Consider the following 20126-nt stretch of genomic DNA (forward strand, 5'->3'; position numbering starts at 1 on the left):
CAGGCCTGGTCAAAACATAAACGGTTCAGACCCAAAAGGATGTCATGAGTTTTTCCACATTTATCGGATTGTTCGCCGGTGTGGCCATCATTATTGCCGCCATGGCCATTGGCTCATCCATCTGGATTTTCGTTAATATTCCCGGCCTGATGATTGTCATCGGTGGCACGCTGGCCGCCACCATGATCCGTTATTCATTTCATGAGGCGATGTTTGCGGTCAAAATGTCGTTTCAAGTGGTGCTGCCGAGCCCGGACATTAAAGATAAAAACGAATTACTGGACTTGACCGAGGACCTGCTTCGCACCTCGCGCATGAAGGGAATGCTGGCTTTGGAAGACATGGAGGTCCCGCATGAATTCTATCAGCGCGGCGTGCGCATGATGGTGGACGGGTATTCCAAGGAGTTGGTACTGCAGAATCTGCGAGAGGAAAATCAACTCTTCAGTGAGCGCGCGGAAACCAGTGCCGGGGTGTTTGGCTCCATCGGGGCCGCTGCGCCGGCCTTTGGGATGATCGGGACCTTGGTGGGCCTGATTCAGATGCTGTCGGACCTGTCTGACCCCTCCACCATCGGTCCGGCGATGGCGGTGGCCATGCTGACCACACTGTACGGCGCCATGATTGCCAACCTGTTTGCCTTGCCCATGGCAGATAAAATCACCGTTTGGGGCGAAGAGGAGTCATTGCGCCAACAGATGATCATGGAAGGGTTGACGGCGATTATGGACGGGCAGAACCCCAATATCATGCGCGATCTGCTGGCGCCTTTCCTGGAGCCAGGACAGAAGGCGAAACCGGACGATGTCTAAGAAGTGCGACAAATCACAAAGCTGGTTGGCGACGTTTGCGGACCTGATGTCGCTGCTGATGGCCATTTTTGTTCTGTTGTTTTCCATGTCGACGCTCGACGCCGACAAGTACGAAGCCATCGTCAAGTCCCTGACCAAGACATTGGGCCACGGACGGGATCTGACGCAAACCCAGGTGGAGTATTTCAAAAAGATCAAAGAAGAGCAGGAATCCAATCTTGAGAAGATGGGTGAAACCACGCTGGATCAGCTCAAACCCCTGTATGAAAGCCTGATTGAAACCTATTCGGTCAATAACGAAACCGCGCAGGAAAACAACATTGATGTGACCATTGAGCCGGAGGAGAAACAGATCAAAATTTCGTTTCCGGAACGTATTTCGTTTCCGTCCGGTCGGGCGACTTTAAAGCCCGCATTTGTGGTGGAGCTGCGCAAGCTGCGCGCGCACATCGGTGAGAAGGATCAGGTCAAGGCGGTGGGGCATTCAGACAAACGCCCGGTGACGGGCGGACGCTTCCGCTCCAACTGGGAGTTGTCCAGCGCTCGGGCCGCGGCGGTGATTGAGCAATTGATCGACGACCAGGTGGCTCGAGCAGAACAATGCGAGGTCGTGGGTGTGGGGCCTACGGAACCATTGGTGGATGAAGACACCCCTCAGGCCTACACCAAAAACCGGCGGGTGGAAATTATCATCAGACCGGCCCGTAAGATTTCACTGGAAGAGCAGGTGTTGGGGGTGCGTCCCGGCGAAATGGACGAGCCCCCATCTGCATTCGAGCAGGCTGCGGAAGCGTTCGCGCCGGGCGAATCCGACGATGCGCAAACGGCAACGCCTGCAGAATAACGAACGGATGGGTAAGGCGGTGAGTCAGACGGCCTGAATGGGGGGATGAATTGGCAAAACCGACCTGATGTTTAACCAGGCCTGGTTAAACATCAGGCGGAGGCCGCCGACATTTGCTTGGGAATGGTATTGCGGGTGTGGGTGATCTGGTTGTGTTCGTCGAAATACACCATCACCGGCTTGAACTGCTCCGCTTGCGCCTCGTCCATGCTCGCGTAGGTGGCGATAATCAGCAGATCGCCCGGATTGGCTTTGTGTGCCGCGGCACCATTGACCGAAATCATGCCCGAGGCTTCGTCCGCACGGATGGCGTAGGTGGTGAAACGCTCACCGTTGGCAATGTTATAAATTTGAATCTGCTCGTATTCACGAATACCGGCCACATCCATCAGGTTGCCATCAATGGCGCAGGAGCCTTCGTAGTCCAGCTCCGCGTGGGTGGTGGTGACACGATGCAGTTTAGATTTCAGCATTGTAATGTGCATGCTTGACCTCATCCCTTTTGGGGGTTGCAAAGCTTCGGTTGCCACGCGGGTAGTCGTGACAATCCGTGGTTCGATGATGGTTCGAAAATGCCTAGCCGGTGTTGCGCATCCCCGCCGCAATGGCGTTGATGCTATTAAGCAATGGCGTTAACCATTTTTCCCGCTCTTCTTCCGGCAGCGACTCATTTTTGTAACGCTTGAGCACGGCGACCTGGATGTTGTTCAACGGTTCCAGATAGGGCGTGCGTCGTTTCAATGACAGGGACACGGTCGGCGTGTCTGCCATCAGGTAGTCGTTGCCGCTGATGTCGAGACAGGTGTCCACCGCCCGAACATGTTCGCTCGCAATCATCTCATAGATTTTATCAGCCGTCTCCGGGTCTTGTCCCAGTTTTGAATAGTCCTTGCCGATGACCAGATCGGTTTTGAACAGTGACATCTGGATGTTGCTCAGCAGGCCTCGGAAGAACGGCCATTTTTCATACATTTCCAAGAGCTTCTCATCGCCATCGGACTGAATCCAGGTCTGTAGAGCCGCTCCGGTGCCATACCAGGCCGGGAAGGTCAGGCGCGCCTGCGCCCAGCCAAAGATCCATGGAATGGCACGGATGGAGGCTTTGGACAGGTTGTTTTTCTTGCGGTGCGACGGACGCGAACCGATGTTGAGCAAGCCGATTTCGTTGACCGGGGTGGCTTCGTAGAAAAACTTGAAGAAGCCTTCGGTGTGATCGGTCAGTTCGCGGAAAGCGTTTTCCCCTTCTTTGGCCAGGGTCTGCATGACTTCCAGGTGCGCCGGGTCGTCCTTCTGATTCGGACGGACCAGACACTGACTGGCTTTCATCAGACCGGTGACCCCCATGGATAATTCATAGGTCGCGGTTTCGGCATTGGAGTATTTGAACGACAACACCTCACCCTGTTCGGTGAATTTGATCTGACCCCGCACGGTGCCGGTCGGTTGAGACAGGATCGCGCTGTGGGTTGGCCCGCCCCCACGACCGATGGTGCCGCCACGTCCGTGGAAGAGGCGACAGTCGACGCCGTAATCGTCGGCCAGGGCCATGATTTGCTGCTGGGCCTGATAGAGTGTCCAGGCGGAAGACAGGTTGCCGCCGTCCTTGGCCGAATCGGAGTAACCCAGCATGATTTCCTGCTGGTTGCCGGAGGCTTTGAGCAAAGCATGATAAGTCGGGTTGTCGAACAGCGCTGAGGTAACCGGGACAATGTGCTCCAGGTCCTGAATGGTTTCAAACAGCGGCGCCACATGGATTTTGCAGTAGGGTTCGCCGGCGTTGTAGCCAGCCAGTCCCGCCTGATGGGCCAGGAATAGCACTTCCATCACATGACTGGCTTCATGAGTCATGGAGATGACGTAGTTATTGAAGGCCTTTTCACTGATTTCATCGCGCATGCGGCGCATAACATGGAAGACTTCCAGCACTTCACGGGTCATGTCTTCCAGATCCAAGTGCTGGGTGTCGATGACCGTGGGCGAGGAAATCTGCTGGGCCAGAACGTCCAGACGCTCGGCCTCGGACAAGGCGGCGTAATCGATGCCCAAATGATTGAGCAGATCTATGACGGCACTGGTGTGCACCGTTGACTCCTGACGGATATCGAGGCGCATCAGATAGAAGCCGAAGGTTTGAACCAGTCGGATCAGATCTTTGAGCTCGGCGTCCGCGACTTCCTGATCGCCATGGCTGCAAAGCGATTCGTGGATCAGTTCCAGATCCGCCAGAAATTCGTTTTCGTTTTTGTAGGCAAAACGTGGCGGGTCAATGATTTCTTCATTGAGCTGGGCTTCGACGTAATTCAGGTTCTCCTGGAGACGGCCGTGAATCAGGTAAAGAAAACGACGGTAGGGTTCGTCTTTGAAGCGGTCGGCACGTTTGTGAAACACCTGTTCCTGCAGGTCGGCATCAATGATGGTGGCGCGGTTGATCACTTCCTGCTTAATGTCCGTGATGTAGCGTGATTGCGTCAGTTGGGCACTCAGTTGATGTACCCGACGCTGGTATTCGTACAGAGCCGCCCGGCTTTGCATGTAAAGTGCGTTAACGGTGGTCTGATGCGTCACATAAGGGTTGCCGTCACGATCCCCGCCGATCCAGGAGCCGAACGTGAGAAAGTTTGGGGTTTCCAGATTGGCTTCGGGATAGTGGCGGGCCAGGGCACGTTCCATAAAGCGGTAAACGGTAGGAACGGCTTTAAACAGCGATTGACGGAAATAATAAATCCCGTTTCGGATTTCGTCTTCCACGGTGGGCTTCATGCGGCGCACTTCGTCGGTTTTCCACAGTACCTGAATCTGGTAGCGTAGGCGACGAATCACTTCTTCCTGAGTGTAAGGGTTTTTATAGGCTTCGGCTTCATTCAGCTCGCCCAACGTCAGGAAGATGCGACGCAGGTTTTCCATGACCGCCCGACGCTTGGATTCGGTCGGGTGAGCGGTAAACACCGGTACATAATTCAGTTGGCCGATCAGGGTTTTGACTTCTTCGGCGCTCAGTCCCTGTTCCTTGAATTCACTGATGGTATTGAGCACGGAACCGGTCCACAGAGGCCCATCGGATTTTAGCTGGCTCTGGCGCTGGTGAAACTGGTGCTCTTCTTCCGCCAGGTTGACCAGACTGAAGTAAAGGTTGAACGCACGGATGATCAGGATCAGTTCCTGCGGCGTCTGCGCTTCGATGAAATCCTTGAGTTCCTGACGAAGCGCCGGGTCGTCCTGTTCATGCAGTTTGATGTAGCCCTTGCGCAGTTTTTCAATGGCGTCGAGGGTGTCTTTTCCGACCTGGGTTTCAATGACTTCTCCCAGCAACGAGCCAAGCAATTTGACGCGTGACCGGAGTTGTTTGTCACTCAGTTCTTTAGCCATAAAGTGTCTCAATCATCCGTTCGTTGAAAATTTTGGCGGCATTATATCATGAGTCCGCTGTACGGGATCAAAAACCGTTTTTGGCTTAATAATCCCGCGGGCGTTTTAGGTTCCAGCGGTTGTGTGTCCAGAGATATTGGGCTGGATTGCGTTTGACTTCGGCTTCATAAAGCCGGTGCAGTCGGATCAGATCAGCCTGCGGATCGTCGCTTGGAAAGTCGGTTAAAGCAGGCTGGATAAAGCAATGATAGTCATGGCCCCGGCGCTCGGTAAACACTGGAAGGACCCGGGCGTTGCCAAGTTTGGCCAGTTTTGACAGCCCTGGGTGGCTCATGGCATCGTGACCGAAAAAGGGGGCAATGATGCGACCGCGACTTCGGTAGCGCTGGTCCGGCAGTATCATAACGGTTCCGCCTTGACGTAACACTTTGATAATGGCGCGTGTATTGGTGTTGGGTAACGGCGTGACAGGGTGAGAAAAGCCGGGCTGATCCGAAACATAAGTGGTTCGGCTTTTTGTGATCAAGTATTCCATGAGCGCGTTATCATGCGGCCGATAAATGAAATGCAAAGGGCGAAGTTGGCTGAGCATCAGGCCTGTGACTTCGATGGTGGTGAAATGAGGCACCACGAGTAAGGTGCCTTGCGTGCGATTGGTATCAAGGTGTTCTTGACCGTGAAACTGGAAGTGATGCATTTCATGTTGTGGGTGCGATTGAGGGTGGTGACGGTGGATCCCCCATAAATTGGTGGCTGTTTCCGCCAGGCCGGTGCCGAGCGAACGAAAGTGCTGGCGGCTGAGTTGAGTGCGTTGCGCGGGCGTCCAGTCGGGAAAGGCCAAAGCGATATTGGCCTGGGCGAGTTTGCGCCGTCCGGGTGCCAGCCAGTACAGAATCCCTCCGAGAAAGTGTCCGGTAGCCAAGCGGGCGTGGTAGGGCAGCCAGCTGAGCAGTTTGAGAAAACCAACCCCCAGCCAGATGCCCCAGTACTTAGGGTGAACAAATTGGCTGGGCAGGTCACGCATTGGCAAGCCCTTGCTGTTGAAGTGTAAAGTAGCGGCCTTCTTTGGTCATCAGTTCGTGGTGAGATCCCTGTTCGACAATGCTTCCCCGGTCGAGCACGACGATCTGATCGGCCTGTTCAATGGTGCTTAGTCGATGGGCAATGACGATCACGGTCCGGTTTTGGGTGAGTGATTGCATGGCTTCCTGAATGCTGCGTTCGCTCTGGTTGTCCAGTGCGGAGGTGGCTTCATCCAGAATGAGGATTGGGGCGTCTTTCAAAAAAGCGCGGGCAATGGCAAGACGCTGACGCTGACCGCCGGAGAGGCGCGCGCCATTGTCCCCAATCGGCGTGTCGAGCCCCTGCGGCAGTTGTTGAATGAAGTCCCAGGCTTGCGCTTGCTGTGCGGCATGAATGATGGCGTCTTCATCAATGCTGTTTTGACCATAGGCGATGTTGGCCCGCACGGTATCGTTGAAAAGTACGACCTGCTGGCTGACAAAAGCAAGCTGTTCCCTCAGCGCGTGCAGGGACAGGGCATCAATGGGGTGTTGGTCAAGTAAAATGCGGCCGTTTTGCGGTTGGTAAAAGCGGGCGATCAGACTTACCAGCGTGCTTTTGCCACTGCCGGATTCACCTACTAGAGCGGTGGTTTTACGCGCCGGAATGGTCAGGTTAAAGTGCTCGAACGTCGGGGTGTCGGCTTGCGGGTAATAAAAGGTGACGTCATCAAAGCGCAGTGTTCCCTGAACCGTTTCGAGCATACCCTGGCCTCGATCCGGTTCCTCCTCACGGTCGAGTAACTCAAAGATGCTTTGTGCCGCTGCCATCCCTTTTTGGATGGTGATGTTGATGTTGGTCAAACGGCGAATGGGTTCAAACGTCAGTGCCATGGCGGTGATGTAAGACAGAAGTTCACCCGGTGTGAAGGCGCCATCAGCAGACATTTTCATAGCGATGTAGACCACAATGGACAGCGCCACGGCGGCCAGTACCTGAACCAGCGGCACATTCAGCGCGGAGACCTTGGTCACGTTCATGGTGTGGTGCATTAAGTCCTGTGCGGTTTGGTGAAAACGCGACTGCTCATAGAATTCGGCATGATACAGCTTGATGTCGCGGTGGCCGACCAGGCCTTCCTCCAGTTGGTGAGTCATTCGCCCCATGTTGTGCTGCATTTCCGTGCTGGAGTGACGCATCAGTTTGCTGGCTCGGTCGATGATGTAGGCCACCACCGGCCCGATCAGCATCATCAGCAGGGTTAACTCCCAGGAAATATAAAGCATGTACCCGAACAGGGCGATCACTATCAGGGTGTCGCGAATCAGCACAATCCAGGCTTCCGATAGAGCGCGTCCGGTCTGAGCCACATCATAGGTGATTTTTGACATCCATTCGCCGGTGGAAAACTGCTGAAACGTGGCCATGGGAAGAAATTGCAGTTTGCGAAACATTTCATCCCGAATGCTCAGAATGGCTTTTTGCGCGATCCACTGGCTGGCCACCTTACTGAAATATTCCGCCACCCCTTTGACGATGAAGACCCCGGCCAGAAGAATGGGGAGGATGACAAAACTGTCCGGGTCTTTTTTGATCAGGCTGTCGTCCACCAGGTCTTTGAGGATGGCGGCGGTGGCCGGTTCCATGGCGGCAATCACCACCAATGTGAACAGCGTGAGAGCAATCATCCACTTGTACGGGGCAATGTAGCCCAGTAGGCGACGATAAAGATGGCGTGTGTTGGCGTCAAACATAGCGCGAAATTATACTCGGTTATTGGGGTAAACCCAACGAAAAGGCTGGACAGCGCGCCCGTTATCAGGTTTTGACCAGGCCTGGTGGTTTTTGGGGTGAGCCTTTCTGCATGGGCCTTCCGTCGTTATTCGCGGTGCAGAATCTTGTTGACCACGATGTTGGCCCAGCCAGCCGCCTGGAAGGTTTGGTTGAGCTGTTCCCGGTCATAATGATGTTGAATCCATTGATGAAACGACACTTCGGGGTGAGTCGTTTCAAATCGTTCGAATTCATCAAACAGGTAATCGAGCTTTCCGGTATCAGCCCAGCGGAAGTGGCCGTATTTCATGCCCAGTTGCTTGCGGGCTTGCGCAATGGGTTCGCCCAGGACGAAATGTTTAAAGAGCACACTGACCAGTCCAGCTCGGTCGGCACCCGACTTGCAGTGAATCAGTAGGGGGTAATCCAGCGATTGAAGCTGGTCGATCAGTTGTTCCAGTTTTTCCTTTTTTGGAAAATTGCGAGAAGAGATTGGTAGATTGATCAGTCGGATGCCCAGTCGGTCGCAGGCTTCCTTCTCAAGCAAAAACTGACCGGTCTGGTTGGCAGCGCGTAAACTGAGCACGGTTTTTAGGCCGTGGCGTTGTTTCAGTTTTTTCAGAAACCCAGGCGAGGGATGGTTGCTACGAAAGGCCTGGACCTCACTGTCGCGGGGCGAGAGGCGATAAAAGTTTCGAAACAGGACTCGAAGGATTTCGTGGTCAACCAGCCAGGCTTCCAGGTGAGCCAGCAGGCGCCCGTGTTTGGATTGCAGTTTGCTCATGAGAGGGGTGAAACAGCCAAAATCTAAAAATGGGCATTTTACCTTTTTTGTGATGGGCTAAGGCATGAAATGCTAGAATTATTGGCTTAAACGAGATTAGAGAAAGGCAGTTGAATGATTGTAGTCACTGGCGGTGCCGGCTTCATCGGTTCGAATTTGGTCAAGGCCCTCAATGAGCAGGGGCGTGATGATATTCTGGTGGTGGATAACCTGAAAAAAGGCAAAAAATTCATTAACCTGGTGGATTGTGATTTTGCCGATTATCTGGACAAGGAAGATTTTCAGTCGCGGATTTTTGCTGAGGAAGGGCTGCCGGAGATTGACTGCATTTTTCATCAGGGGGCTTGCTCTGCGACGACCGAATGGGACGGTCGTTATTTGATGGAAAACAATTATGAGTATTCAAAAGACTTGCTTCATTATTGCATGAATCACGAAATTCCCTTCCTGTATGCCTCATCGGCGGCTGTATACGGCGACGGTCCGGTGTTTGTGGAAGACAGGCAATACGAACAGCCACTTAACGCTTATGGTTTTTCCAAATTTCAGTTTGATCAATATGTGCGCCGGTTGATGCCGCAGGCGCAGAGTCAGATTGTCGGGTTTCGTTATTTTAATGTTTATGGACCGCGTGAACAGCACAAAGGGGACATGGCCAGCGTGGCGTATAAGTTGCACCGTCAGTTACTGGCGGGCGAGAACCCCAAGTTGTTTGGTCCGTATGATGGGTATGAAGCGGGCATGCAAAGCCGTGACTTTGTCTCGGTGGAGGATGTCACGGCAGTGAATCTTTGGTTTATGGCGAACCCTCAAGCGTCAGGCATTTTTAATTTGGGGCCGGGCAAAGCGGAGCCGTTCAAGCATATTGCCGAGGCGGTGATTGAACATCATGGCAAGGGCGAAATTGAATACATTGATTTCCCTCAACATCTGAAAGGGGCCTATCAGAGTTATACGCAAGCGGATAACACCGCCCTGCGTTCGGCGGGTTATGATCGCCCTTTTTATTCGGTCAAAGAAGGGGTGGCGCGTTACCTCGACTGGTTATCGGCCCATCCCGAGCGACTGGAATTTGGCTATGAGTGAGTGCTCAGAAACTGCCGGATGAGATCGATGCGTTGCGCTTTGTCTGGCGTAAGGCAGGGCGTTAATGTCTGCCCCCAAATCGGGTTGGGCCAGCACTCATCCTGTGGGGTTCGCATCACCAGATGAATGTGACAGTAGGGCAGCACATTGCCCAGTTTGGCAATGTTGTTATGAATGCCAAGTCCTTGCTCACTCAGCCAGTCAGAGAGTTCATAGAGCAGGGGGTAGATGTGTGCTGCGTTATCAGGGGTGAGGGGATGTTTGGGCACAAAGACGACCCAGGGTATGTGACTGGGTTTGAGCAGAAATGATCCCAGCGTATGCTCGCCGATCCATTCGGCTTCAAACCGCTCTGAAAGGTTGGAGGGCGTGTGTTGAGGGATAATTTGATCCAGAACCATAAAAGTAAGATTAACTGTCATGAATGAAGAGTCTGCCATTATAGACGACAAAGCCTCGCCAGTGGATGTGTATCTGGCCTCTGCTTCGCCTCGCCGAGGGGAATTGCTCGAACAACTTGGTTTGACCTATGAAACGGTTCAGGCGCCGATTGAAGAGGTGGCTTTGCCCGGCGAGTCCGCTGAATCTTACGTTCGGCGCATGGCGATTGAAAAAGCGCTCAATGGATTTCAGAAATTACCCGGTGCCAGGATATGGGTGATTGGCGGTGATACCTTGATCCGTGTGGAGGGCGCCGTGCTGGAAAAGCCCAAACACGAAAGGGAGGCGCGGAACATGCTGCGCAGGCTGGGCGGACGTTCGCATGAGGTATTGAGTGCTGTGGCGCTGGTCCATGACGGTGCGGTGTTCTCGGCGGTGAACCAAAGCAGGGTTCAGCTGCGTGAGATCAGCGATCAGGAATGTCGAGATTACTGGCTGACGGGGGAGCCGCAGGACAAGGCGGGCGGTTATGCGATTCAGGGGCAGGGCGCCCGATTTGTCGAGCGCCTGGATGGCAGTTATTCCGGCGTGATGGGATTGCCTTTGTTTGAATTGGATCAGCTTTTAAGAGAATCAGGTTTCTGGAGTCAGGATGTCGAATGAAGAAAAAGTGCTGGTGAATGTCACGCCCACCGAAACCCGTGTGGCATGGGTGGAAAACGGTGTGTTGCAGGAGGTCTGGGTGGAGCGGGCCAAGCGCCGGGGGCTGGTCGGGAATATTTACATTGGCAAAGTCGATCGGGTGTTGCCCGGGATGCAGGCGGCCTTTGTTGACATTGGTCTGGAGCGGACCGGTTTTTTGCATGTATCGGACGTCAATGCTCAGGCGTTGAATCTGGCGGATGCCATGGACAGCGATGACATCAGTGCTTATTTGCGCCCGGGTCAGAAAGTCATGGTTCAGGTGGTCAAAGACCCGATCAGTTCCAAAGGCGCACGCCTGACCATGCAGGTCACCATTCCCTCACGTCTGCTGGTGTTTATGCCACACGAACAGACACTGGGGGTGTCGCAAAAAATTGAAACCCAGCAGGAACGGGATCGCTTGCGCGAATTGATCAAGTCGATTCCCGAAGCGGATGCTCAGACGGGCGGTTTGATCGTTCGGACGGTGGCCGAAGGCGCAGAGTTTCATGAATTACGGGCCGATCTGATGTATCTTCAGCGGCTTTGGCAGGACATACAGCACAAAGCCAAACAGGCGCGAAAGGCCAGCCTTGTCTATGAGGATCTGCCGCTTTATCTGCATGTGTTGCGAGACATTCCGATTGAGCGCATCGAAACCATTCGCGTGGATTCGACCGAAACCTATAAAAAGATGCTCGATTTTGCCGCCAATTATGTCATGGATCTTTCGGATAAGTTGCACCTCTACGCCGGAGAAAGACCTATTTTTGACTTATATAATGTCGAAGACGAAATTCAGCAAGCCCTGGAAAAGCGTGTTAATTTGAAATCGGGTGGTTACTTAATTATTGATCAGACTGAGGCCATGACCACCATTGATGTGAATACCGGGGGCTTTGTCGGTCATAAAAATCTGGAAGAGACCATTTTTCGGACCAACCTGGAAGCCACGCAAGCCATCGCACGTCAATTAAGGTTGCGCAATCTCGGTGGGATCATTATTCTTGATCTGATTGATATGGACGATGCCTCGCACCGTGAAGCGGTTTACGCCGCTTTACAGAAAGCATTGGAAAAAGATCGGGTCAAAACCGTGATCACTGAAATATCACGGCTTGGGTTGGTCGAGATGACGCGCAAACGAACCCGCGAAAGTCTGGAGCGTGTTCTGTGTGAGCCCTGCCCGATGTGTCAGGGGCGTGGGACGGTGAAAACACCTGAGACGATTGCGTTTGAGGTGTTTCGGGAGATTACGCGTATGGATAAGTCCTTTGATGCCCGGTTTTACCGTGTGATTGCGTCCGAGCCAGTGGTGGCTTATATTTTGGATGAAGCCTCGGGCAGCGTGGCCGAACTTGAGACGTTTTTGGGAAAAAGCATGAGCTTCCAAGCTGAAAGCGGCTACTTTATTGAACAGTTTGATGTGGTGATTTCCTAGCGTGCGTCGTACGTTGCGTCGTCTGGTTTATTTGTTTTTTGGCCTCATTGCACTTTATCTGTTGTTGGTGCGCGGTGCCATCACCTGGATACAATTCCAGCCCACCAGCTTTTTCAGTTGGGCGAAGCCGGCACTTGGCTTTGCTCTGACGGCGGATCAGCTCGAGGTTGAACAGACCTGGGTGGGCGCCTCGTTTAGTCTGAAAGATCTCCATGTAACCAGTCAGGATGTGGGAGATGAAACGGGTCATCTAGACGGACGTTTAGACAGCCTGATGTTTGACGTCAACGTCTTCGCTCCCTTGATGGGCTGGCATCATTGGGGGGAGCGCGTGACGTTGGAAGCGGGTGAATTGACATGGCACGCCTCGGCGCAACCTGGCGGGTCGGCTTCTGCATCCCCCGTGTCTTTGTTCTCTCTGGGGCGTCTGCCGCAATTCTTACACTGGAAACGTATGTCGTTGAAATCCATTCGGATTCAACAGGTGTACCGTGACCAGCACACCAATCGATTAAGCATCCATTCCCTGCAAACTTTTCAGGGGGCGCGTCAGTCACTGCGTGGTGATTTGACTTTGCAACGCGATCAAGTGCCGGTGAATCTAAGCCTTGAGGGTAGTTTTGACGTGAGTGCGACGGGGCGTCTCAGTGATGGCCGAGCCAGTATCATCTTGTCAGAACCTCTAGCACTGACATCGATTTACACCTTGTTGCCAGGGCGTTTGCAAGACTGGAATGCCTTGCCAACCGGATCTCTATCGGCCCGAATCGAATTGACATGGCAGCAGAAAAAACTGCACGAGGCTCGTTTATACGCCCAAACCAGTCAACTGGGATGGCAGACCGAGGGCGCGGATGAGCTGCCTCAGTCATTGGGGCTGGAAGCGCACTGGTTGACCCAGGGTCAGGGCGATGCCGCCAATAATTGGGTGCTGATGGTGGATCGTCTGGCAATGGATCAGACCTATTTGCGCAGTGTCTCACCCATTCAGGTTCAGCTTACGCAAGGCGATCAGCTTACCTTTTCGTTGGATCAGCTCGGACTGGCTTCCCTAACGCCTTTTTATGATTATGCAGTGGCTCAGTTTGAACCCTTGTCTGCGTACGAACGCGTCAAGGCCTTGAGCCTGCATCAGGTGTCGGGCCGGTTTGATTTGACGGATCGAGCGTTTAAGGCGTTTTCAGGCACGCTCAAACAGTTCGAATTGCCGGCGCAGAAAGCTTATCCGGGGTTAAGCGCCACAGACTGGCACATCGATTACCAGGATGGCAAAGGGGTGCTTAAGGCCGCGTCCCCATTGAACGTGGTTTACTCAGCATTGGATACACCGCACGTTCAACTCAGTCTGCCGGACCCCGTTCAGTGGGCGTGGGATGCTGACCGGCAGGCCTGGCAGATTTCCGCTTTTGACTGGTCGCTGGATGAGCGTATTCAGGGCACGCTTTCAGGGCAGGTGGATGCGAAAGGCCAGCTCGCGCTAAAGGCCAAGGCTCAAACCGATCAAATGGCATCGGTAAAACGCTATCTGCCTTATGGTTTAATGGAAGCCGATCTGAAAGACTGGCTGAAAACGGCTCTGGTGGACGGGAAAAATATTCGGTTGTCAGCAAGGGTGGAAGGGGACTGGCGTGCATTTCCTTTTCAGAATGCCCCGGGCCTGTTTGAGGTGGCGGCCAAGGTTGAAGGGGCCACGCTGAAGTTTGATCCCGACTGGCCGGCGGTGACCGACTTCAATGCGTCGTTACGTTATGTCCCGCATGATCTCACCATTACCGCCCCCAAGGCCAAAACACTCGGCGCAATGGGGCATAATATTGAGACACATATTGAAGGCTTGGATCTTGACGACATCGCGGTCAGGGTTTCGGCGCAGGTCGAAGCCGATGCGCAACAGGCTCAAGGTTATTTGCTCGCATCCCCTTTGGCTCGTCATATCGGTCTGGACGATTTTCTGGCGCATCAGGTTCAACTTTCCGGCCCGGTAAAAGTGAATTTGGCGAACATACGCATCCCCGTGAATGGCTTTGATGATCAAACGGAAACGGTGACTGGCTCTGTTGATTTCAACGGTGTGAGTGTGCGTTTGTTTGAACGGTTGCACTGGCAAAATTTTCAGGGGCAGCTGACTTTTACAGAAAAAAGTATTGCCGCGAAAGCGCTGGAAGCACAATGGGGCGTGTCACCGGTTTCGGTGGCGATTGCCACGCAGCCCAAAACGATTGATGTTGAGATTCAGGGAGAGCATGACGTCACCCTGCCAGATGTGGAGGGCTGGGTGCCCTGGCACACAACCTTGCGCATTCCTTTTGATCAGAAAGCCGGTACAGCACGCTTGGATAAAGACGATGCTTCCGTGCGTATGGTGGGTCAGGCCGATTTGAGTGCACTGATTCTTAATTTGCCCGCCCCCCTGAATGAAGAGGCGCTGAATCAGCACCAGCAACGGCCGCAAGCGCTTCATTGGGACGCCAGGATTGGAGAGTCTGACATCGATGTGTCCGCCTGGTTGCCGGAACTCAGTCATATGCGTGGTCAATGGCGGCAGGACCGAGATGAATCCTGGTCGTTGCATCACATGGGAATTCAATTGGGCAGCAGTGATCCCTGGCAAGGTACTTCCAGTCAGTCCGGCATTGCCGTTGCCGGGCATTTGAATCAAGTGGCGCTTGAAAAGTGGCTGGATTATTGGCCAGGCTTGAAAACCTGGTCAAATGACGTGGCGGTTTTGCAATCCTCTGACACGGTTTTTTCCGATGCACAAACGTCTCAGTGGGCCTGGATGCGCGCCTGGTCCTGGTTGCCCTCCCATGTCTCAGTGGGTGAATTAACCTATGCGAATGCGCCTTTGCATAACGGCAAACTGACATGGGTTGGACTTTCGAATCAGGCGGATAATAAAGATGCTCAGCGGGTGGTGTATGCGGCTCTGTTTCAGGAAGGTGCTTTGCAAGTATTGCAAACCCAAACCGATCGTCTGAAAGTCAATGTGTCGCGCCTGCATTTGGATTTGCCAAAGGATTTCACTGAAAAAAATCTGGCGACAAAAGTGGATTGTCACCCACCCGCGACGATGGATAACTTGAAAAAAGACATTCTTTTTTCTGGGCGCAATATTCGCATCAATGAACGCACGGTTTCTCAGGTCAATTTTCATTGGTTGGAAACGCCTCAAGCCAGCCGCTATAAAGATCTGACCATTCAGGTAGATGAAGTGTCCGGGCGTTTTAAAGGGCATTTTGACTATGATAAGCAAACGCATCGGAGTCGGTTGAAAGGGGTGCTGCGAGCGAATGATGTGGCAAGGATGACACGCTGGCTTGGCATTAAGAAAGGCTTTGAAGGTGAGAAAGGCGTGGTTGAAATGGATTTGACCTGGCCGGGAGACCTGACTTGTGCAAGCATGGAACGCGCCAAAGGAACGGTGGATTTTCGGTTTGATGATGGCGTGATCAAGGAAGCCGAACCAGGTCTGGCCCGAGTTCTTGGATTGTTGAGTGTGGACTCTGTGCTGCGGCGATTGCGTTTGGATCTTCGGGATGTGACCGAAGCTGGTTTGCTGTATGACGTGATTGAAGGCTCGGGCCGTTTTGACCGGGGGCGGTATCATTTGTCAGAGCTGCGTATGACGGCACCGTCTGCCAAAGCGACCGTGACCGGGGACATCGATCTGATGAGCGAAACATTGAAATTGGATGCGCGCGTGACGCCCGCGATTGGGGGATCCTTACCCACCATCGCCGCACTGAGTGGTTTGGTGACGCCCGTTGTCGGTGTGGCGGCCTATGCCATCAGCAAGCTGATTCCGGGGTTGAATCAAGATTTGGTGACTTATCGATACAAGATCAGCGGTTCTTTGGATGACATTGCTGTGAGCAAGGGAAAAATGGGAATTGAATTGATTGAGAAAGAAGCGCAAGGCGCCAAGCCGCCAAAAGCCATGGATCCCCTGGATTGGGAGCAGTGATATTTAACTAGGCCTGGTTAAAATTGCATTCAGGCGGGTATGAAAACCATGGAGAGTCCGCCCAGTGCCAGATAGGGGCCGAATGGAATCGGCGCTTGTAAAGACACACGTCGTAACAGCCAGAGTCCGAGTGTGATGAATAAACTGCTGAGTGAAGCTACCAGAATAATCTGTGGCAAAGCGCTCCAGCCAAACCAGGCCCCTAACGCGGCCAGAAGTTTAAAGTCACCATAGCCCATGCCTTCTTTTCCTGTCAGAAACAAAAACACATGATACAGCGTCCAAAGCAGCAGATAGCCCAAAGCGGCGCCCCAGACGGCCTCATTTAAAGGCGTGATCAGTGCTTGAGTATTGATGAGTAACCCTAGCCACATCAAAGGAAGCGTCAGCTGGTCGAGCAAAAGATGGTGTTCGATGTCGATCACAACCATGGCCAAAAGCATCCAGCCAAAGACCACATAGTAGATGCCCTGAGCCGTCGGGCCAAATTGCCAGATGACGGCCAGTGTCAGTACCGCGCAACTCAATTCAATCAAGGGGTAGCGCGGAGAAATAGAGGTCTGACACGAGGCACATTTTCCCCGCTGGACGCACCAGCTGAACACTGGGACGAGCTGGTGCCAGGTCAAAGTTTTATCGCAGTTGGGACAGGCGGAGCGCCCGCCCACAAGAGATAGCCAGGTGACGTCCAGGTTCTGAGCGGCAGCTTGTCCCATGCGCCAGGTCAGCATGGATAAAAAACTGCCCACGATCAGACCCAGTAAAATCGAGAGGCTCAAGTAGAGGGCTGGCGAAGAGAGCAGCAGGCTCACAGTTTTGCAAAGAAAAAGAGAGTGGGGCGATTAAGCCATGGTAAACAGCTGTTCAAAATTGACCACTTCAAACACTTTTAGAATATGGTCTGACAGACCGACTAAGGTGATTTTTGAGCTGTCTTCACCCAAATGGGTTCGTAGTTGGAGCAGCATCCCCAATCCACCACTATCGATATGTTGGGTTTGGCTGAAGTCAATGACGACCTTGTCATACTCGCTTCCCATGTAAGCATTTTGGAAATCGCCGAACGATTCAATGCTGAACTTGTCTTTCACATAGATATACAGCGTGTTGTCTTTGACTTCGTGGGTAATCATGAAGGGTTCCTTTCTGTTTTTTAAGTATTATACGCCATAAGAAGCCTGAGTAAAAACCCGGATCGTTTAAAAACCTTCAATCATCGGTCTGTTCGTAAGTGACGCTGTTACGGTCGTTTTCCCAAAGCGTGAGCCGGTGCATCTGCACCTGTTCAGAGTTGATGCGTTTTGCCAGGGTCTGATAAATAAAACGGGCAATGTTTTCAGCAGTGGGGTTGTCCGATTGAAAGGCCGGGTGATCATTTAGGTAGGTATGGTCCAACTCGTCAATGATGGTTTTGGCTTCACGCTTGATGGCTTTGAAATCCATGACCATGCCGACGTCATCGAGTTGATGCCCTTTGACCGTGACCTCAACTTTCCAGTTGTGACCGTGAAGGTTTGCGCAGTCCCCCGGATAGCCATGCAGTCGGTGAGCGGACGCAAATTCAAGCTGAGTATTGAGGAAATAAGTTTGGGGCATCGCCATCTACCGCTATATTGATTCAAATCAACTGCATTATAGCAATCCCTATTCAGGCTTGCAGGGGTTGAATCGCGTTGTGAGGTGAATTTTTTATGAATGATCAGAAGCGACGATCACGCACAAAATCGGTTAACTGTGCCAAAAAGGGCGATTCAAATGGGAGCTTTTTCAGGGCATGATGCGCGCAGTGAATATGGTGGTCGCGGTGCTCTTTGGCGCCTTGTATGCCCAGTAGCGTGACAAAGGTGGTTTTGTGTTGGCGAAGATCACTGCCTTGGGGTTTGCCCAGGATGTCACTGTCGCTTTCGACGTCAAGAATGTCGTCCTGTATCTGAAATGCGAGCCCCAGTGACTCGGCAAATCCTTGCAGAGGCATTGACAGGTGTTCATAGTCTGAGTGGCCAATAATACTGCACAGACAGGCTGTGACAAACAACGCGCCGGTTTTCATGCGGTGGAGTTGGGTGAGCTGATCCAAGCTCAATGTCTGATTCTCAGCGGCGAGATCACGGATTTGCCCACCAATCATGCCATTCGGACCACTGCTTTTTGTAAAAAGACGGATCAGTGTTTTGATCTCTGAAGACCGATAGCCATCAAGGTGGGTTAAGGTTTCAAAGGCCAAGGTTTGCAAGGCATCGCCGACCAGAATAGCCGTGGCTTCGTCGAACCGCTTGTGAACCGTGGGTTGACCGCGACGCAGATCATCATCGTCCATGGCAGGCAAGTCATCGTGCACCAGGGAATAAGCATGGATCATTTCCAAGGCAGTCGCCAGAAGGTCCAGGTTGTGTTCGGATTGATTCAGCGGCGTGCCAATGGCGAAGATCAGGGCGGCTCTTAAGCGTTTGCCGGGTGAGGCAAGGGCATAAGCCAGCGCATCCTTCAAGGTCAAGGGGCAGTGATAGTCGGTGTCTGGGAAAAGAACAGAGCCTGCCAGCGCCTTATCAAGTTGACTGTCGAGCGCCTGGTTGACACGCGTCTGGCATTCTAAGAGGAACGCATCGGCGGAGGTTTGCTTGGGCATTAAAGATCGTCGGCGTGTTTGCGTAAATAATCGGCGACGCCTTCTGGGGAGTCTTTCATGGCGTCATCGCCCGCTTGCCACCCGGCCGGGCAGACATCTCCATGCGCCTCGTGAAATTGTAATGCGTCCAGCATTCTGAGCATTTCATCCACATTGCGCCCCAGGGGCAGGTCATTGACAACTTGATGGCGAACGATGCCTTGTTTGTCAATGAGGAACGACGCTCGGAGCGCCACATGATCGGGGTGGTGAATGCCATACTCACGCATGATTTCGCCGCCCAGATCGGAAATCAGTGGGAAGTTCACCGGTCCCAATCCCCCTTCTTCCACGGGCGTGTTGCGCCAGGCATTGTGGGTAAACTGAGAATCCACCGAGATACCGATGATTTCCGTGTCGCGTTCCTTAAAGGCCTCCACCCGGTGATGAAACGCAATGATTTCGGAAGGGCAGACAAAGGTGAAATCAAGCGGGTAAAAGAACACCACGGCATAGCGGTTTTGGATGTGTTTTGACAGACAAAAATGATCGACGATGCTGCCATCGGCCAGGACCGCAGCGGCTTGAAAATCCGGAGCGGATTTCGTGACGAGTACAGACATGGTTCGGTCTTCCTTGAAAAATGGGTGGTTGGCCGATAACTATAGTATAGTGATTCGAACAAATGCAAGCACGGATCCGTAAAATGATCGGTCCGGGTTCGTTGGGACGGGGAGGTACGAATGTTCATAGTTTATTCGCCGGAAGGGCGCAATCGGATTGGACAGCCCGATCCGGCCCGTCAACCTTTACGGGTGGATCGGACCAAACCCTCATCGGAGGTCGAAGAGTCCCCCGATTTTCCGATGCCTCAGGCTTCGACGTCTCACGCCTCGGGTGGCGCGCAAGCGGCTGCTCACTATGCCTCCGTTCAAGAAGAGCATGCTCGCAGGGTGGTGGTGAAAATCGGTGAGATCATGTCTTCGCCCGTGGTCACAGCCACGCCGGACATGCCTTTGGTGGAGGCCTGGCAACGGATGCAGGACCGAAAAATCAATCACTTACCCGTGATCAACGAGGTGACTCGAGGCGTGATCGGCCTGGTGTCATCTCATTTAATCCTGATGCATGCAATCGTGGATGAAAATAACCAGTTGTTATTGGAAAACAGTGTCTCAACGGTGGCGGATGTGATGGAAACCTCCGTGCTGACCACACGCGCTGAAACCGACATTCGGCGAGCGGCACAAGCCATGAGCGTATATGAAATCGGCTGCCTGCCGATTATGGATGATCAGGAGCATTTGACCGGTATGGTCACGCTGTCAGACATCGTCAAGCGTTTAGGGGAGGAACCTCCCCTAGAGATCTATGCGTAAATGCC

The 20126-nt window shown here is 53.1% G+C and carries 18 protein-coding genes; 7 read left to right on the forward strand and 11 right to left on the reverse strand.

The annotated features are described in order from the left end of the window. The first annotated feature begins 44 nt into the window (after positions 1 to 44). Positions 45 to 812, forward strand: coding sequence for a motility protein A (locus AVO41_RS05540; RefSeq protein WP_068583948.1), 768 nt, complete (start codon positions 45 to 47; stop codon positions 810 to 812). Beyond that, positions 805 to 1656 (forward strand): flagellar motor protein MotB, encoded by an 852-nt coding sequence (locus AVO41_RS05545; protein ID WP_068583951.1) that lies wholly within the window; start codon positions 805 to 807, stop codon positions 1654 to 1656. The genes AVO41_RS05540 and AVO41_RS05545 overlap by 8 nt, the downstream gene beginning before the upstream one ends. A 92-nt stretch (positions 1657 to 1748) precedes the next feature. Here AVO41_RS05545 and panD read toward each other — a convergent pair whose 3' ends face one another. From panD to AVO41_RS05570, 5 genes are all read right to left on the reverse strand, one after another. Next, positions 1749 to 2141 (reverse strand): aspartate 1-decarboxylase, encoded by a 393-nt coding sequence (gene panD / locus AVO41_RS05550; protein WP_068583955.1) that lies wholly within the window; start codon positions 2139 to 2141, stop codon positions 1749 to 1751. A gap of 91 nt (positions 2142 to 2232) precedes the next feature. Beyond that, positions 2233 to 5022: a phosphoenolpyruvate carboxylase gene (gene ppc / locus AVO41_RS05555; protein ID WP_068583958.1), complete on the reverse strand. Its 2790-nt coding sequence runs from the start codon at positions 5020 to 5022 to the stop codon at positions 2233 to 2235. 85 nt (positions 5023 to 5107) lie between these two features. Further along, entirely contained in the window at positions 5108 to 6046 is a 939-nt protein-coding gene (locus tag AVO41_RS05560) for a lysophospholipid acyltransferase family protein (protein ID WP_068583960.1), read from the reverse strand. Beyond that, positions 6039 to 7778, reverse strand: coding sequence for a lipid A export permease/ATP-binding protein MsbA (msbA, locus tag AVO41_RS05565; RefSeq protein WP_068583962.1), 1740 nt, complete (start codon positions 7776 to 7778; stop codon positions 6039 to 6041). The genes AVO41_RS05560 and msbA overlap by 8 nt, the downstream gene beginning before the upstream one ends. Positions 7779 to 7903: 125 nt before the next feature. Next, the gene (locus AVO41_RS05570; protein WP_068583964.1) at positions 7904 to 8581 is read right to left on the reverse strand and encodes a tyrosine-protein phosphatase; all 678 of its coding nucleotides are present in this window, start codon (positions 8579 to 8581) and stop codon (positions 7904 to 7906) included. 114 nt (positions 8582 to 8695) lie between these two features. On the opposite strand from AVO41_RS05570, the gene rfaD reads away from it, so the two are divergent. Continuing rightward, complete coding sequence (rfaD, locus tag AVO41_RS05575) at positions 8696 to 9667, forward strand: ADP-glyceromanno-heptose 6-epimerase (RefSeq protein WP_068583967.1); 972 nt, start codon at positions 8696 to 8698, stop codon at positions 9665 to 9667. Here rfaD and AVO41_RS05580 read toward each other — a convergent pair. Next, positions 9658 to 10089 (reverse strand): hypothetical protein, encoded by a 432-nt coding sequence (locus tag AVO41_RS05580; protein ID WP_153003492.1) that lies wholly within the window; start codon positions 10087 to 10089, stop codon positions 9658 to 9660. The two genes, rfaD and AVO41_RS05580, sit on opposite strands and share 10 nt — an antisense overlap. On the opposite strand from AVO41_RS05580, the gene AVO41_RS05585 reads away from it, so the two are divergent. Genes AVO41_RS05585 through AVO41_RS05595 form a run of 3 tightly spaced genes read left to right on the forward strand, consistent with a single transcriptional unit; the run spans position 10088 to position 16137 of the window. Continuing rightward, positions 10088 to 10711, forward strand: a complete 624-nt coding sequence (locus tag AVO41_RS05585) for a nucleoside triphosphate pyrophosphatase (protein WP_068583972.1) — start codon at positions 10088 to 10090, stop codon at positions 10709 to 10711. The genes AVO41_RS05580 and AVO41_RS05585 overlap by 2 nt on opposite strands. Next, on the forward strand, positions 10701 to 12173 hold the full coding sequence (rng, locus tag AVO41_RS05590) for a ribonuclease G (protein ID WP_068583976.1): 1473 nt from the start codon (positions 10701 to 10703) through the stop codon (positions 12171 to 12173). Before AVO41_RS05585 ends, rng begins: the two co-directional genes overlap by 11 nt. A 1-nt stretch (position 12174) precedes the next feature. Further along, the gene (locus AVO41_RS05595) at positions 12175 to 16137 is read left to right on the forward strand and encodes a YhdP family protein (RefSeq protein ID WP_068583979.1); all 3963 of its coding nucleotides are present in this window, start codon (positions 12175 to 12177) and stop codon (positions 16135 to 16137) included. Positions 16138 to 16166: 29 nt separating this feature from the next. Here AVO41_RS05595 and AVO41_RS05600 read toward each other — a convergent pair whose 3' ends face one another. From AVO41_RS05600 to AVO41_RS05620, 5 genes are all read right to left on the reverse strand, one after another. Beyond that, on the reverse strand, positions 16167 to 16949 hold the full coding sequence (locus tag AVO41_RS05600; RefSeq protein WP_068583982.1) for an A24 family peptidase: 783 nt from the start codon (positions 16947 to 16949) through the stop codon (positions 16167 to 16169). Positions 16950 to 16979: 30 nt separating this feature from the next. After that, positions 16980 to 17270, reverse strand: coding sequence for an STAS domain-containing protein (locus tag AVO41_RS05605; RefSeq protein ID WP_068583986.1), 291 nt, complete (start codon positions 17268 to 17270; stop codon positions 16980 to 16982). A 76-nt stretch (positions 17271 to 17346) separates the two neighbouring features. Beyond that, positions 17347 to 17739, reverse strand: a complete 393-nt coding sequence (gene queD / locus AVO41_RS05610) for a 6-carboxytetrahydropterin synthase QueD (protein ID WP_369793274.1) — start codon at positions 17737 to 17739, stop codon at positions 17347 to 17349. A 97-nt stretch (positions 17740 to 17836) separates the two neighbouring features. Continuing rightward, positions 17837 to 18763 carry a polyprenyl synthetase family protein gene (locus AVO41_RS05615; protein WP_068583990.1) on the reverse strand — a complete coding sequence of 309 codons (927 nt, stop codon included), beginning with the start codon at positions 18761 to 18763 and terminating at the stop codon, positions 17837 to 17839. After that, positions 18763 to 19365, reverse strand: a complete 603-nt coding sequence (locus tag AVO41_RS05620) for a peroxiredoxin (RefSeq protein WP_068583993.1) — start codon at positions 19363 to 19365, stop codon at positions 18763 to 18765. Before AVO41_RS05620 ends, AVO41_RS05615 begins: the two co-directional genes overlap by 1 nt. A gap of 120 nt (positions 19366 to 19485) precedes the next feature. Between AVO41_RS05620 and AVO41_RS05625 the strand changes: the two genes are divergently transcribed. Further along, positions 19486 to 20121: an HPP family protein gene (locus AVO41_RS05625; RefSeq protein ID WP_068583995.1), complete on the forward strand. Its 636-nt coding sequence runs from the start codon at positions 19486 to 19488 to the stop codon at positions 20119 to 20121. The last annotated feature ends 5 nt before the right edge of the window (positions 20122 to 20126 follow it).

The organism is Thiomicrospira sp. WB1, assembly GCF_001507535.1.
Taxonomy (GTDB): domain Bacteria; phylum Pseudomonadota; class Gammaproteobacteria; order Thiomicrospirales; family Thiomicrospiraceae; genus Hydrogenovibrio.

What these genes read in the sequence shown, in the direction of transcription:
- ppc (WP_068583958.1), bottom strand. Translation starts at nt 5,022, where the DNA reads ATGGCTAAAGAACTGAGTGACAAACAACTCCGGTCACGCGTCAAATTG.
- AVO41_RS05560 (WP_068583960.1), bottom strand. Translation starts at nt 6,046, where the DNA reads ATGCGTGACCTGCCCAGCCAATTTGTTCACCCTAAGTACTGGGGCATC.
- rng (WP_068583976.1), top strand. Translation starts at nt 10,701, where the DNA reads ATGTCGAATGAAGAAAAAGTGCTGGTGAATGTCACGCCCACCGAAACC.
- AVO41_RS05545 (WP_068583951.1), top strand. Translation starts at nt 805, where the DNA reads ATGTCTAAGAAGTGCGACAAATCACAAAGCTGGTTGGCGACGTTTGCG.
- AVO41_RS05585 (WP_068583972.1), top strand. Translation starts at nt 10,088, where the DNA reads ATGAATGAAGAGTCTGCCATTATAGACGACAAAGCCTCGCCAGTGGAT.
- panD (WP_068583955.1), bottom strand. Translation starts at nt 2,141, where the DNA reads ATGCACATTACAATGCTGAAATCTAAACTGCATCGTGTCACCACCACC.
- rfaD (WP_068583967.1), top strand. Translation starts at nt 8,696, where the DNA reads ATGATTGTAGTCACTGGCGGTGCCGGCTTCATCGGTTCGAATTTGGTC.
- AVO41_RS05625 (WP_068583995.1), top strand. Translation starts at nt 19,486, where the DNA reads ATGTTCATAGTTTATTCGCCGGAAGGGCGCAATCGGATTGGACAGCCC.
- msbA (WP_068583962.1), bottom strand. Translation starts at nt 7,778, where the DNA reads ATGTTTGACGCCAACACACGCCATCTTTATCGTCGCCTACTGGGCTAC.
- AVO41_RS05570 (WP_068583964.1), bottom strand. Translation starts at nt 8,581, where the DNA reads ATGAGCAAACTGCAATCCAAACACGGGCGCCTGCTGGCTCACCTGGAA.
- AVO41_RS05620 (WP_068583993.1), bottom strand. Translation starts at nt 19,365, where the DNA reads ATGTCTGTACTCGTCACGAAATCCGCTCCGGATTTTCAAGCCGCTGCG.
- AVO41_RS05540 (WP_068583948.1), top strand. Translation starts at nt 45, where the DNA reads ATGAGTTTTTCCACATTTATCGGATTGTTCGCCGGTGTGGCCATCATT.
- AVO41_RS05615 (WP_068583990.1), bottom strand. Translation starts at nt 18,763, where the DNA reads ATGCCCAAGCAAACCTCCGCCGATGCGTTCCTCTTAGAATGCCAGACG.
- AVO41_RS05580 (WP_153003492.1), bottom strand. Translation starts at nt 10,089, where the DNA reads ATGACAGTTAATCTTACTTTTATGGTTCTGGATCAAATTATCCCTCAA.
- AVO41_RS05605 (WP_068583986.1), bottom strand. Translation starts at nt 17,270, where the DNA reads ATGATTACCCACGAAGTCAAAGACAACACGCTGTATATCTATGTGAAA.
- queD (WP_369793274.1), bottom strand. Translation starts at nt 17,739, where the DNA reads ATGGCGATGCCCCAAACTTATTTCCTCAATACTCAGCTTGAATTTGCG.